This is a genomic window from Pelomonas sp. BJYL3 (assembly GCF_027257975.1).
In the GTDB taxonomy this organism is placed as follows: domain Bacteria; phylum Pseudomonadota; class Gammaproteobacteria; order Burkholderiales; family Burkholderiaceae_C; genus Roseateles_B; species Roseateles_B flavus.
This window is the reverse complement of the sequence record NZ_JANZKX010000003.1, coordinates 482,091-495,310: the sequence shown is the minus strand read 5'-3', so window position 1 is coordinate 495,310 and position 13,220 is coordinate 482,091. Positions and strand designations below refer to the sequence as shown.

Annotated in this window: 9 protein-coding genes; all 9 read right to left on the bottom strand. The window is 70.6% G+C overall.

Annotated features, from left to right (window positions below; genetic code table 11):
• Nucleotides 1-109 precede the first annotated feature (109 nt).
• The 9 genes from O9Y01_RS11925 to gspL all read right to left on the bottom strand — a co-directional run bounded on the left by O9Y01_RS11925 (nt 110) and on the right by gspL (nt 13,159).
• Nucleotides 110-3,481 carry a S41 family peptidase gene (locus O9Y01_RS11925; protein ID WP_269631802.1) on the bottom strand — a complete coding sequence of 1,124 codons (3,372 nt, stop codon included), beginning with the start codon at nt 3,479-3,481 and terminating at the stop codon, nt 110-112.
• Nucleotides 3,482-3,580: 99 nt separating this feature from the next.
• Complete coding sequence (locus tag O9Y01_RS11920; RefSeq protein ID WP_269631801.1) at nt 3,581-4,477, bottom strand: 5'-nucleotidase; 897 nt, start codon at nt 4,475-4,477, stop codon at nt 3,581-3,583.
• 40 nt (nt 4,478-4,517) lie between these two features.
• Nucleotides 4,518-5,507, bottom strand: coding sequence for an AAA family ATPase (locus O9Y01_RS11915; protein ID WP_269631800.1), 990 nt, complete (start codon nt 5,505-5,507; stop codon nt 4,518-4,520).
• A 136-nt stretch (nt 5,508-5,643) separates the two neighbouring features.
• The gene (gene gspF / locus O9Y01_RS11910; RefSeq protein WP_269631799.1) at nt 5,644-6,858 is read right to left on the bottom strand and encodes a type II secretion system inner membrane protein GspF; all 1,215 of its coding nucleotides are present in this window, start codon (nt 6,856-6,858) and stop codon (nt 5,644-5,646) included.
• 10 nt (nt 6,859-6,868) lie between these two features.
• The gene (gspE, locus tag O9Y01_RS11905) at nt 6,869-8,305 is read right to left on the bottom strand and encodes a type II secretion system ATPase GspE (protein ID WP_269631798.1); all 1,437 of its coding nucleotides are present in this window, start codon (nt 8,303-8,305) and stop codon (nt 6,869-6,871) included.
• A gap of 4 nt (nt 8,306-8,309) precedes the next feature.
• Nucleotides 8,310-10,526 carry a type II secretion system secretin GspD gene (gene gspD / locus O9Y01_RS11900; protein ID WP_269631797.1) on the bottom strand — a complete coding sequence of 739 codons (2,217 nt, stop codon included), beginning with the start codon at nt 10,524-10,526 and terminating at the stop codon, nt 8,310-8,312.
• A gap of 2 nt (nt 10,527-10,528) precedes the next feature.
• Nucleotides 10,529-11,359 carry a type II secretion system protein N gene (gspN, locus tag O9Y01_RS11895; protein WP_269631796.1) on the bottom strand — a complete coding sequence of 277 codons (831 nt, stop codon included), beginning with the start codon at nt 11,357-11,359 and terminating at the stop codon, nt 10,529-10,531.
• Nucleotides 11,356-11,868 (bottom strand): type II secretion system protein GspM, encoded by a 513-nt coding sequence (gspM, locus tag O9Y01_RS11890; protein ID WP_269631795.1) that lies wholly within the window; start codon nt 11,866-11,868, stop codon nt 11,356-11,358. Before gspM ends, gspN begins: the two co-directional genes overlap by 4 nt.
• A gap of 22 nt (nt 11,869-11,890) precedes the next feature.
• The gene (gene gspL / locus O9Y01_RS11885; RefSeq protein WP_269631794.1) at nt 11,891-13,159 is read right to left on the bottom strand and encodes a type II secretion system protein GspL; all 1,269 of its coding nucleotides are present in this window, start codon (nt 13,157-13,159) and stop codon (nt 11,891-11,893) included.
• Nucleotides 13,160-13,220 lie beyond the last annotated feature (61 nt).

The window sequence follows — 13,220 nt, the reverse complement described above, 5'->3', positions numbered from 1 at the left end:
CCTGAGGGGGCTGCGGCCGGACACAAACGCCATGGCGTTTGTGCCTGCCGAAGGGCCAGGCTGCCGGCCTGGCGCGGCCAGCAAGGCCGGCGAAGCCGGTACCGGGGGGTCAAGGCCTCACGGGGCGCGGGTAGGGACCCGGCTTGGGCTGCACCACCGGCTGCTCGGCCATGCGCTTCTTCAGCTCGGCAATGGCGCGGTCCAGCTGCGCGTCCTGGCCCTGGGCCGTGGCGCGCGGCGGGTTGTCCACTTCGATGTCGGGCGTCACGCCCTTGCCTTCGATCAGGAACTTGCCGTTGATGTCCATCTGCCCGGTCTCGGCGGCGCGCATGATGCCGTTGTCCAGCAGACGGTTGCGGTCGGACAGCCACACGCCCGCGCCCGAGCTGGTCTTGCCGATCACGGGGCCCAGCCCCAGCCGCTTGAAGCCCTCGGAGAAGGTCTCGCCGTCGGAGTAGGTGTCCTCGTTCATCAGCACCACGGCATGGCCGCGGAAGACGTGCTGCATGTTCGGATAGGGCTTGGAGCCCTCAGGCGAACGGCGCTGCCAGAAGGCCCAGGCACGGCGCAGCAGCTTCTCCAGAATCCAGCTGTCGATGTTGCCGCCGTTGTTGTAGCGGACGTCGATGATCAGGCCCTCGCGGTCGCTGGCGGCGTAGAACTCGCGGGCGAAGTCGGCGATGTCGTTGGGGCCCATGGCACGCAGGTGCACATAGCCGATGCGGCCCTCGCCCGCCTTCTCCACGGCCTTGGCGCGGCTCACGCGCCAGTCGTTGTAGCGCAGCTCGTTGTCGCGCCGTGCTGCCACGGGAACGACGATCTTCTGCACCGACTTGCCCTCGGCCGTCTTCACCTCCAGCAGCACCTGCTTGCCGGCCTGGCCGCGCAGCAGCTCGAAGACGTGCGGCGCCTCGGTGGCCTTGCGGCCGTTGATGGCCGTGATCACGTCACCGGCCTTGAGGCCCAGGCCCGGAGCGGCCAGAGGGCCGGCCTCGCCGGGCAGTTCGGGATCGGCTTCGTAGAGGTGCTCGATGCGCCAGCCCTCGGCCACCTTGGTCAGGCGCGCGCCCAGGCCGGCCAGGCCTGGCTCCTCGGGACCCTGGCGGGCGTCGCCCGGATTGACCTGGCTGTGCAGGGCGCTGACCTCGCTCACCATCTGAGCCATCAGCTCGGCCAGCTCGTAGCGGTCGGTCAGGCGGTCCAGCAGGGGCTCGTACTTGGCACGCACGGCCTTCCAGTCCACGCCGTGCATGGCCTTGTCGTAGAAGTGGTCGCGGTGCATGCGCCAGGCGTCGTTGAACATCTGCTTCCATTCGGCGCGCGGCTGGGTGGCGATCTGCCAGTCGCTCCAGCGCACCTGGAACTTGGCCAGCTCCGAGGGCAGCTTGGGCGCTGTCTCGACGATCAGCACCTCGGGCGCTGCCGGGCCGGCGCCCCGGAACAGCATCAGCTTCTTGCCGTCGGCGCTGAGCTCGTAGCCGCGCACGTCGCCGGACAGCACCTCGGCGGGCGTGCCCTGGTTGTCGATGGCGATGCTCTTGAGGCTGGTCTTGCGCTCCAGGTCCTGGTCCAGGAACCACAGGCGCTTGCCGTCGGTGCGCAGGGCGCGGTAGTTGCCGGCCGGGACGGGCAGCTCGTACAGGCGCTGGGCCAGGCCTTCGATGACGAGGGCGGGCTTGGCTTTGCTGTCGGCCTTTGCGTCAGGTTTTGCGTCTGCCTTTGCGTCAGTCTTTGCATCGGCCTTCGCATCGGTCTTGGGGTCAGGTTTTGCCTCCGGCTTGGCGTCTGCCTTGGGCTCGACCTCCAGCTCGTCCTTGGGCGCGAAGGGCGAGCGCAGGCCCGGCTGCAGGGCCAGGGCGTAGAGCTTGCCGCGCTTGTCGAAGAAGGGGCCCATGTTGCGGTCGCCCCAGGGGCTGCCGTTGCCGGTGGCCTGGAAGTTGCGGTCCGAGGCGAAGTAGAGCCACTTGCCGTCCGGGCTGAAGGCGGGCGAATGGCTGTCGTAGCGGTCGCTGGTGAGACGGTGCGTCTTGCCGTCCGCCAGCGTGTAGAGCATCAGCTGGTTGCGGTCCGGATTGCGCAGGGGCATCACGAAGGCCAGGGCCTTGCTGTCGCTGCTCCAGGTGAGGTCGCCGGGGCTGCCCTCCAGCTTGTCCTGGGCGATCAGCTGCGTCGTGGGCTGGGGCTGTGCCTTGAGGTCGGTCAGGTAGATCCGGCCTTCCTTGTCGGTGTGGGCGATGTAGCGGCCGTCCGGCGAGGGCACGAGGCCGGTGCGCTGGGTGCTGGCGTCATGGGTGATCTGCTGGGGCTTGCCCAGGCCGTTGGCGGGGAAGCGCCAGATCTCCTGCTCGTCGCTGAAGTCGCAGATGGCGAAGACGCTCTTGCTGTCGCTGCTGAACTCGCCCTTCTTGCAGGCGCCGTCGGCCTGCGCCGGCAGCTCGGCGCGGCGCAGCGGGCCCACGCCCTGGGTGGCCAGGTGGCCGCGCGAGGCCAGCAGCACGCGCTCGCCATTGGGGGCGAAGGCGGTCTCGGTCAGGAAGTCCTGGGGGCGCTTGATCCAGCGGGCGCGTTGCTGGTCGAAGTCACCACCCAGGGCGATGTCCAGCTTGCGGGGGGCGCCGCCCTGGGCGAGGTCGGTCAGGTAGAGGTCCGCGCCCAGGGCGTAGACCACGCGGCTGCCGTCGAGCGAGGCATGGCGGATGTCCCAGCCCTTGTGCTGAGTGTGCTGGCGCAGGTCGCCGCCGCGGGCGTTGACGGACCAGAGGTTGTAGGTCCCGTCGCGGTCGGAGAGGAAGGCCACGCGATCCTCGCCGCCCACGCGGTAGGGCATGGGGCGACGGTCGTTGCTGCCCTCGGCGACGAAGGGGCGGGCCTCGGCCTCGCTGGAGAGGTCCAGAGCCCACAGCCGGGCCAGGCCGCCGCCGCGGTACTGGCGGGCGTTGTCGCCGCGCAGGCCGCCGCGGGTGAAGTAGAGGGTCTTGCCGTCGGCGCTGAGCGCGCCATCCGCGGCCTGGCCCACGGGCAGGGTGCGGCGCTGCAGGGTCCTGGGGTCGACGGCGAAGAGCTGGGTGCCCGGGCGGCTGTCCAGGCCGGTGTAGATCACCTCGCCGCTGGCGCTGAAGCCCCAGACACGCATGCCGCCGCCTTCCCAGGTCAGGCGCTTGGGGACGCCGCCATTGGCGGGCATCACGTAGATCTCGGTGCCGCTGTCGTACTGGGCGGTGAAGGCCAGCCACTGGCCGTCAGGCGAAACGGCGGGCTGGGTCTCCTGCCCGGCGTGGGAGGTGATGCGCTGGGCTTCGCCGCCCTGGACGGGGACGCGCCAGAGGTCGCCCTCGCCGACGAAGTAGACGGTGCTGCCCTGCAATGCGGGCTGGCGGTAGAAGCCGTTCTGGCCGGCCTGTGCACCCGTGGCCAGGCCCAGGGCGAGCAGGGTGCAGGCCAGGGTCAGCGGCGCGGGGCGGAAGCGGGATGTTGTTGTCATTGGGTCTCCTCGGTGGGGCCGGTGGGGCCGGGGCGCCCGGACGCACCTTCCAACACCGGGGCGCCCGCAGCGCGCCGGATTGTGTCGCAGCTCGAGGCCTTAGCAGTTCGTCACACCGCCGCTGACATGTCCGGAGGGGACATGAGGCGCTGCGCCCTGCACATGGCCGACCTGGTCGTCGAAGAAGAAGTCCGGCTCGAACTCCCGCAGGAAGGCGCCCTTGGGCAGGCCGCCCAGGAACATGGCTTCGTCGACCTCGATGGCCCAGTCCATGAGCGTGCGAATGGCGCGCTCGTGGGCCGGCGCGCTGCGGGCCGTCACCAGGGCGGTGCGGATGCGCATGTCGGTCTGCGGATGCCGCTGCAGTTCGTGCAGGGCCCGCAGCACGGGCTTGAAGGGGCCGTCGGGCAGCGGGCGCATCACGTGCTGCTGCTCGTGGGCCTGGAAGGCGTCGAGCCCCTGGCGCTGGTAGATCAGCTCGGCTTCGTCGGAGAAGAGCACGGCGTCGCCGTCGAAGGCGATGCGCAGCTCCTGGGGGTGATCCGCCGAGGCGCGTGCCGACTGCGGGAAGACCCGGGCCGCGGCCACGCCGGCCGCCAGGGCCTGGCGCACGTCGTCCTCGTTGGCCGAGAGAAAGAGCTGGGCGTTCAGCGGTCGCAGATAGCGCCAGGGCGACTGCCCGCGGGTGAAGACGCCGCGCAGGATGGGCAGGCCCAGCTGGCGCGCCGAGCGGAACACGCGCATGCCGGAGATCGGGTCGTTGCGCGACAGCACCACCACCTCCACGCGCTGCTGCTGCGGCGTGTTGAAGCCCAGCAGCTTGCGCACCAGCGAGTAGGCCACGCCGGGTGTTGCCGGCAGGTCCAGGCGCTGCTGCTGCAGGGCCATGTAGGCGCGGTCGTCCCCGGCCTCGAAGACTTCGTTCTCCTCCTCGAAATCAAAGAGCGCACGGGAGGAGATGGCGATGACGAGCTTGTCGTCCAGGGAGGCAGGCATGGCGGCGATGATAGCCAGCCAAGCCTGCCCCGGGCACCCCTCAGTGCATGAAGCCGATCGGCTGGCGCTTCGCGGCGCTGGCCGGCAGGTCCTCGCAGATCACGGTGCCGCGACCGGCGAGCTTGGCATTGCCGAAGGCCGTCATCCAGGCGCGGCGCATCTCGCGCGGGGCGACCTCGGCCATGCGGTCCAGCACGGGGTCGCTGGGCGCCTCGTCAAAGCGCTTGCCCCAGTCGTGCTGGCCGCGGATGCCTTCGTAGAGGCGGCGCGCAATGCGCCGTGCGGCCTCGAAGTCGGGGGCCTGGACCTCGTACACATTGACGCGATTGAGGATGGGCTCGGGAATGCTGCGCGCCTCGTTGGCCGTGGCCACCCAGATCACCTGGCTGGCGTCCACGGCCACCTCGGCGAACTCGTCGACGAAGCTGCCCGCGGTGTCGTGCTCCAGCAGGCTGTAGAGCGAGCCCAGCGGGTCGTAGGTGGCCTCGCCGCCGGCCTTGTCGATCTCGTCGATCACCATCACCGGATTGGCGTAGTCGCCGTCGACGAGGGCCTCGAAGACCTTGCCGGGCCGTGCGCCCTTCCATTGGCTCGATGCGCCCGACAGCACCCAGCCTGCCGTGAGCGAGCTCATGGAGACGAAGCCCATGCCCGTGTTCAGCAGCTGCGCCAGCTGGCGCGCGAAATGCGTCTTGCCGACGCCGGGCGGCCCCAGCAGCAGCAGGGGCGTGATCTCCAGCGCGTCACCGCTGTCGGCGCACAGGGCGATCTGGCGGCGGATGTCGTCCAGCACCTCGTGGAAGTTGGGCAGCTCGTCGTAGAGCCGGTCCAGGCTCAGCAGGCCGGAGGGCTTGACCTGGAATCGGTCCGGTCCCTTTTCCAGCATGCGCTGGTAGGTGTTGCGCAGGGGCTCGTGCTCCTGCGGCGCAAGCTTGGCGAGCTTGCGCTCGACGTCCTGGACCTCGAACACCCGCCGCATCTGCGCAATGGGGATGCGCGGCGGCATGCAGGCGATGGCGTGGCTGCTCATGATGAACTCCATGCGGGCTGGCTGAGTTCATTCAAGCAAAAAGCACCCGCCGCCGTGCACTGGAGAAAGCCCGGATTTGCCGGGCTGTGTTCAATACCTCACGGCCGCGCCGCGCCCGCGTTCGCCAGGCGTGGTGTCAGTGCACCATGGCGTTCATCTGGATGATGGGCTGCAGCACCGCCAGCACGATCAGCATCACCACGCCGCCCATGGCCACGATCAGCAGCGGCTCCAGCAGGGTGGCCATGGCCATGGCCCGGCGCTGGACCTCGGCGCTGAGCTGGGTGGCGGCGCGCTGCAGCATCTCGGGCAGCTGGCCGGTCTGCTCACCCAGCCGGGCGAACATGGCCAGGAGGCCGGGGAAGCGCTTCTTGCCGGCCAGGGCCGGGCCCAGGGGCGCGCCTTCGCGCACGAGCACGAGGGCGTCCATGGCGTCCTCGCGCATGGCGGCATTGGAGAGCGTCTCGGCGGCGGCCTGCAGGGCCTTCAGGATGGGCACGCCGCTGCCGGCCAGCATGGCCAGCGTGCCTGCGAAGCGCGCGGCGTTGTAGCCCCGGGCCAGGCGGCCCAGCAGGGGCAGACGCAGGAGATGGGCATCGAAGCGGACCCGGAAGGCCGGCCGCTGCAGGGCCTGGCGCAGCGCCAGCAGGCCGCCCGTCAGCAGCAGGGCCACGAGCCAGCCCCAGTGCCGCACCAGATCGGAGAGCGCGAGCACGAACACGGTCAGCGGCGGCAGGGCCTGCTTGCCGCTGACGAAGACGGCCGCGACCTTGGGCACCACATTGGTCAGCAGGAAGGTCACGATCAGCACGGCGATCACGCAGACCACCAGCGGATAGGCCATCGCCCCCACGACCTTGGCGCGCAGCGCCTGGCGGTCCTCGAGGTCATCGGCCAGCTTCTCCAGCACGCGGCCCAGCGCGCCGCTCTGCTCGCCGGCGGCCACCACAGCGCGGTAGACGGGATCGAACTCGCGCGGCGCGGTGGCCAGGGCGCGGGCGAAGGCGGCACCGGCATTGACCTCGGCGCGCAGCTGGGCCACGAGCTCGCGCTGGCGCTCGTCCTCGCATTCCTCGGTCAGGGAGGTCAGGGCCCGCTCGATGGGCAGGCCCGCTGCCACCAGGCCGGCCAGCTGGCGCGTCCAGACCGTCAGCGTGGTCTGGTTGAAGACGCGGCGCGCGAACAGCGAGGGCTTGGCCTCGGCGCTCTGCTGGGCCACGGCCTCCACGGACACGGGCACCAGCTTCTGCGCACGCAGGGCGGCGCGCGCGGCGCGCGGGTTGTCGGCCTCGATCAGGCCCTTGCTGCTGCGGCCATCCTCGCTGAGGGCTTCGTACTTGTAGGCAGGCATGCGGCCTCACTCACTCGCGCGTGACGCGCAGCACTTCCTCTTGCGAGGTGATGCCAAGCGCCACCAGGCGCTCGCCGTCCTCGCGCATGGTGCGCAGGCCGGCGGCCTGGGCGGCCGCAAGCAGCTCGCTCTCGGCAGCACGGTTGTGGATCAGGTGCTGGACCTGGTCGGTGGCCGTCATCAGCTCGTAGACCCCCGTGCGGCCCTTGTAGCCGCTGTGGCCGCATTCGGCGCAGCCAACGGCGCGATAGCGGATCACCCCGTTCTCATCCGCGGGCTCCGGCCGCTTGCAATGCGGGCACAGCTTGCGCACCAGGCGCTGGGCCAGCACGCCCAGCAGCGAGGAGCTCAGCAGGAAGGGCTCCACGCCCATGTCGATCAGGCGGGTGACGGCGCTGGGCGCATCGTTGGTGTGCAGGGTGGCCAGCACCAGATGGCCCGTGAGCGAGGCCTGGATGGCGATCTGCGCGGTCTCGAAGTCGCGGATTTCGCCGATCATGATCACGTCCGGATCCTGGCGCAGGATGGCACGCAGGGCCTTGGCGAAGGTGAGGTCGATCTTGGCATTGACCTGGGTCTGCCCCACGCCGGCCAGCTCGTACTCGACCGGATCCTCGACCGTCAGCACGTTGGTGGTGCTGGTGTCCAGGGTCTGCAGGCCCGCGTAGAGCGTGGTGGTCTTGCCCGAACCCGTGGGCCCCGTGACCAGCACGATGCCATGCGGCTGCTGCAGCTGGCGCTTGAATTCGGTCAGCAGCGCGCCGTCCATGCCCAGGCCTTCGAGGCTGAACTTGGACTCCGACTTGTCCAGCAGCCGCAACACCGCGCGTTCGCCATGGGCCGAGGGCAGGGTCGAGACCCGCACGTCCACCGCACGGCCGCCGATGCGCAGCGAGATGCGGCCGTCCTGCGGCAGGCGCTTCTCGGCGATGTCCAGCTCGGCCATGATCTTCAGGCGCGAGATCAGCGCGGCATGCAGGGCGCGGTTGGGCTGCACCACCTCGCGCAGCGTGCCGTCCACCCGGAAGCGCACGGAGCTGGCGCGCTCGTAGGGCTCGATGTGGATGTCGCTGGCGCCATCCTTCGCGGCCTGGGTCAGCAGGGCGTTGAGCATGCGGATGATGGGGGCGTCGTTGGCCGCCTCCAGCAGGTCTTCCACGGCGGGCAGGTCCTGCATCATGCGCGAGAGGTCCACCGCGCTTTCGACCTCGCCGACCACCGTGGCTGCGCTGCTCTCGGCGCCGGCATAGGCATTGCTGATGCGCTCCGCCAGCAGGGCCTGGGGCTGGCACTCCATGCGGTCCACCTGGTAGAGGCGCTGCACCTCGGACAGGGTCGCGAAGCTCACCTCGGGCGCGGCCCAGAGGGTCAGCTGCTGGCCGTCGTCTTCCAGCAGCACCGTGTGGCTGCGGGCGAAGGCATAGGGCAGGGGATGACGGCTGGCCATGGGGTCAGTTCTTGCTAGGGCCCAGGGGCAGGCCGGGCTTCTTCTCGTCGGCACCGGGCAGCAACGGCGCGCCGGTGTTGGGCAGGGCGAACTTGGACTCGGGCTGGCCCGCCTGCTGCAGGCCGCGGATGAACTCGTAGCGATCCAGGGTGAGCTCGTCGGCCGACTTCTGGTCGCGCATGATCACCGGGCGCAGGAAGACCATGAGGTTGGTCTTCACGCGGCTGCGGCCGGTGTTCTTGAACAGGTTGCCGATCAGGGGAATGCTGCCCAGGCCGGGCACGCGGCCCTCGCTGTCGGCGAACTCGTCCTTCAGCAGGCCGCCCAGCACGATGATCTCGCCGTTGTCCACCGCCACCGTGGTCTCGATGGAGCTCTTCTCGGTGGCCGGGCCGCTGGTGTCGGCCTTGGTGGTCGGGTCGATGGAGGAGTTCTCCTGGTAGACCGTCATGCGCACGGTGCCGCCCTCGCCGATCTGGCTGCGGATGCGCAGGGTGATGCCCACGTCCTTGCGGTCAAAGGTCTGGAAGGGATTGACCGTGCCGGAGCTGCTGCCGGTGTTCGTGAAGGAGCCGGTCACGAAGGGCACGTTGCGGCCCACGACGATCTTGGCTTCCTCGTTGTCCAGCGCGACCAGATTGGGCGTGGACAGCACGTTGGCGCCGGCCTCGGTCTCGAGGAAGTTGGCGATGGCGCCGAGGGTGTACTTGTCGCCGATCTTCTTCAGCAGGCCGAAGTTGAGGCCGGCCGGCGCATCCTTGACGGCAGAGGCCAGGCTGGCCGAGCCGCCATAGAGCGCGGCCGAACCCTGGATGATGTTGCCGGCGCCGGTGCCGAAGTTGGTGCCCAGACCGGGGAGGGTGTTGTCGCCCTTGGTGCCGAAGAGGTTCTGCCACTGCACGCCGAAGGCCCCGGTCTTGGAGGCGTCGACCTTGACGATCAGGGTCTCGACATAGACCTGCGCGCGGCGGCCGTCGAGCTGGTCGATGACGTTGCGGATCTGGCGGTACAGCGGATCCGGCGCCGTGATGATCAGCGCATTGGTGGCCGGGTCCGCCTGCACGAAGCCGCCGGTGGAGGGGCTGGCCGAGGCCGAGACGGGTTGCGTGGCCGCCGCGGAGAGACCCGAGCTGCTGGTGTTGCTGCTCGCGCCCTGGCCGCTGCTGTTCATCGGCGCGTTGGCATTGCCGCTGTTGCCGAAATTGCCCAGCCCCGTGCCGCCCAGCTTGCCGCCATCGCTGCCGCCCGCGGAGGCGCTGCCGCCGGCACCAAAGGCCGCGCGCAGCACGGTGGCCAGCTTGGTGGCGTCGGCGTTCTTCAGGTAGACGACGCGGATGTTGCCGGTGCTGTCGCTGCCCGGCACGTCCAGCTTGGCGACGATGCTGCGCACGGAGGCCAGCTTGGCCGCATTGGGGGCGCGCACGATCAGCGAGTTGCTGCGCGGATCGGCCACCACGCTGGCGCTGCCGCCGCTGGACAGGGCGGGCTGGTTCGGCGCCGCTGCCGCGCCGCCGCCATCGGACAGGCGGGCCACCAGGGCGGCCATGTCGGAGGCCACGCTGTGCTTCAGCGGGATGATCTCCAGGTCCGTCGAGGCCGGGGTGTCCATGGCCGCGATGATCTTGGCGATGCGCTGGAGGTTGTCGGCGTAGTCCGTCACCACCAGCGTGTTGTTGCCGGGATTGGCCTGCACCGTGTTGTTGGGGCTGATCAGCGGGCGCAGCACGGGCACCAGGTTGTTGGCCTGCTCGTAGTTGAGGCGGTAGACCTGGGTCAGGATCTGGTCGCCGCGCGGGGCGCCGTTGTCCAGGATGACGGCGCTGCTCTGCAGCTTGGCATCGGCCTCGGGCAGCACCTTCAGCAGGCCACCGCTTTCCACCACCGTGAAGCCCAGGCCGCGCAGGCCGGCCAGGTAGTTGAGATAGGCCTCGTGCACGGACAGCGGCTGCTCGCTGTAGAGCGTGATCGTGCCCTTGACGCGTGGGTCGATGACGAACTGCTTGTCCATCATCACGCCGATGGCGCGGGTCACGGCCTCGATGTCCGCATTGACGAAGTTGAGCGTGACCGGGGTCTGTGCCTTGACCGCGGCGCCAGGCTTCTTGGTCTTGTGGGCGCCCGCAGCGGGCTGAGAGGGCGCCTGGGCCAGGGAGGGCGTGGACTGCGAGGCGAGGGCGGCCAGGGCCAGGGTCAGGACGCTGAGGCGGGGACGCGTGTTCATGCTCATCCGATCGTGATGACGGAGCGCGCGCCTTGGCGCCGCCCGATGATGTTCAGGAGATTGTTGAGGGCCGTCTCGCGGCCGGTGGCTGCCGAAGCCTCGCCCTGGAACTGCAGGCGCTGGCCTTCGCCGACACGACCCTGGCCCTGCAGCTGCAGGGCACCGTCCAGGGTCTGCAGCTCGATGCGGGTCAGCCCCGGCTTCTGGGCATCGCCCACCAGGCTCAGCTTGTAGCTGCCCAGAGGGGCGAGCGTGGAGACCCGCGAGCCGATGTTGACGAGTTCGAAATCCAGCTGGCCCTGCTGCTGCCATTGGCCGCCCTGGTACTGCAGGCTGAGCTGGCGCGCGCTCAGGCGCAGCGAGCCGGAGAGCTGCAGGGTGTTCCAGGGCGTGCCCAGGCCGCCCAGCCAGGCCGCCGGCACGCGCGCCAGCCACTGGTCCTGGGCCGGCAGATCTAGGCGCAGGCGGCCCCAGCCGGGCTGGACGCGCAGCGAGAGGGTGTCGTTGATGCAGCAGTCCTGGCGCAGGCGCAGCACCGGTTGCCAGCCGTCCAGGCCCACGGACCAGGACAGGCGACCCGGCAGACTGGCTGCGTCACGGCTGCCGGGGCCGCCCTGCAGGACCAGCACGCCGGAACCGTTCCAGACGCTGCCACTGGCATCGGCCAGCAGGAGGTGCTCGCCGCTGGACTGCGCCAGGCCCTGGGCCAGCCATCGGGCCGGTGCGCACAGGACCAGGCCGACGAGGCCGCCCACGAGCGCACCGCCCAGGGCCCAGCGCCGCGGCAGCCGCGGCTCGGCACTGGCGAGCTTGCGCGTGGAGCGACGGGTCATGGAGCGGCTCCGCCGTCCAGGGCCAGCACGATCACGCCGTTGTAGCCGGAGGGGCTGCGCTGCATCTGGGCTTCGATGGTGCGGGCGCGGGCTGCGCTGCGGGCCTCGGCCAGCCAGTTCTGCAGCTGCTCGGGACTGATGTTGCGCAGCTGCAGGGTGGCGCGATCGCCGCTGACCTGCAGCTGGGCACTGCCGCCCAGGCGTTCGGTGGACGCCTTCAGCGCCTGCTCGGCCTGCGCGGGCGGCACGGGGGGCAGGTCCTTCAGGGTCTTGCTTTCCTGGGCCAGGCGGCGCATCTGCTGCAGCTGCTCCTCGGCCTGGGCCAGGCGCGGCGGGGTCTCCCGCAAGCTGCGCAGGGCGGGCTGCAGGGCGAGCAGCCACAGCAGCAGGGCCGCCAGGGCGATGCCGCCCAGCTGGAGCATGGTGCGCTCGCGGGGCTGCAGGGCCTGCCAGCGCAGCTGCATGGCCTGGAGCTGGGGCGGGAGGGGGCGTCGGGTCGGGGCGTCCATGGGTCTCTTCCGTGCCAGGGGCTCAGGAGCCCGCAGCGGTGCCGCGCTGGCGGCTGATCTGCAGCTGGCCGTTCTGGTTGTCCAGGGTCCAGCCCTCGCTGGCCAGCTGGCGCTTGAAGGCCTCGATCTGGGCCGGGCTCCAGCTCGTGGCGGGGAAGGCCAGGCGGCCGTCCTCGAATTTCAGGGCCTCGGCGGGCGGCATGTCAGCGGGCCAGGCGGTGGCGGCTGCGCTCAGCAGGGCCTCGAAATCACGCTCGCCGATCAGGCCGGCGCGGGCGCGCAGGGCATCGGCGGCCTGGCGCATCTGCAGGGGGGCGTCATGCACCACGCGGGTCGCCGGGAACGCGCCCATCAGCAGGCTGCTCATCTCGGCCTGGACCCCCCGCAGCCGGCTCTTCAGCTGCCAGGCCTGCACATTCATGGCCAGCAGCTGCACCAGCACCAGGCCCACCAGGCCCAGCCGGGCCGGCCGCCAGGCGGGGCTCATCAGCTGCCGGGCCCACTGGCGAAGTGCCTGCAGGCCGCGCGTGCGGGGCAGGAGGTCGAACTGACGCAGGTTCCAGGGGCCCTGCAGGGCCTGCACGGCGCGAGCACCGGCGGCCAGCACGCTCACAGGGTGACCCAGCCAGCGCTCGGCGGCCTGCACGGCGTCGGGCGAGGCCGTCCAGGCCAGCTCGCCCACACCGGGGCTCAGCAGCTGGCGGGTCAGCGGGCCGTCCAGGGGCAGCAGGGTGACGCCGCGGGCATCGCTGAGGATCAGGCTCAGCACGTGATCCTGGGCCTCGGCATCGCCCAGGCGGTCCAGCACATGGGCGCGCGCTGCTTCGCCGGGCCAGCTCAGTGGCAGCACGCGCTCCACCAGCCGACCTGCCTGCTCCAGGGCGTTGAGATGCTGCTGCAGCCAGCTCTTGTGGCAGGCGCAGACCCAGGAGCGTTCGTCGGCATCTGCCTGGGTGGCGACGGCGAAGTGAAGCTCGTCCGCTTCTTCAAGCAGCTGCTCTTCCAGCATGCCGGCGAGGGCCGCCTGCAGCTTGCCACGTGCCGCCTTGGGCAGCTTCAGCTGGTGCCAGCTCAGCTCGCCGTCGGGGACCACCGCGACGCAGGACGACGCGGCGGGCAGCGCGTCAGGCAGGGCTCGGCCCTGGGCCGTGATGCCCTGGCCGTCCGTGCTCAGCAGGTACTCGAATTCCATAGGCTCGGCGCCCTGCCCGGCTCGCGGGGGCGCGTCGCTGTGCGCGGCGCGGCCCAGGCGGGCGCGCGGCGGCAGAAGGATCAGCAGGGTCGAACTCATGGTCTCTCTTGAAAGGCGGCCATTCTAGGAGTGCGGCAGCCCGGGGACTTTGGGGGCGGGC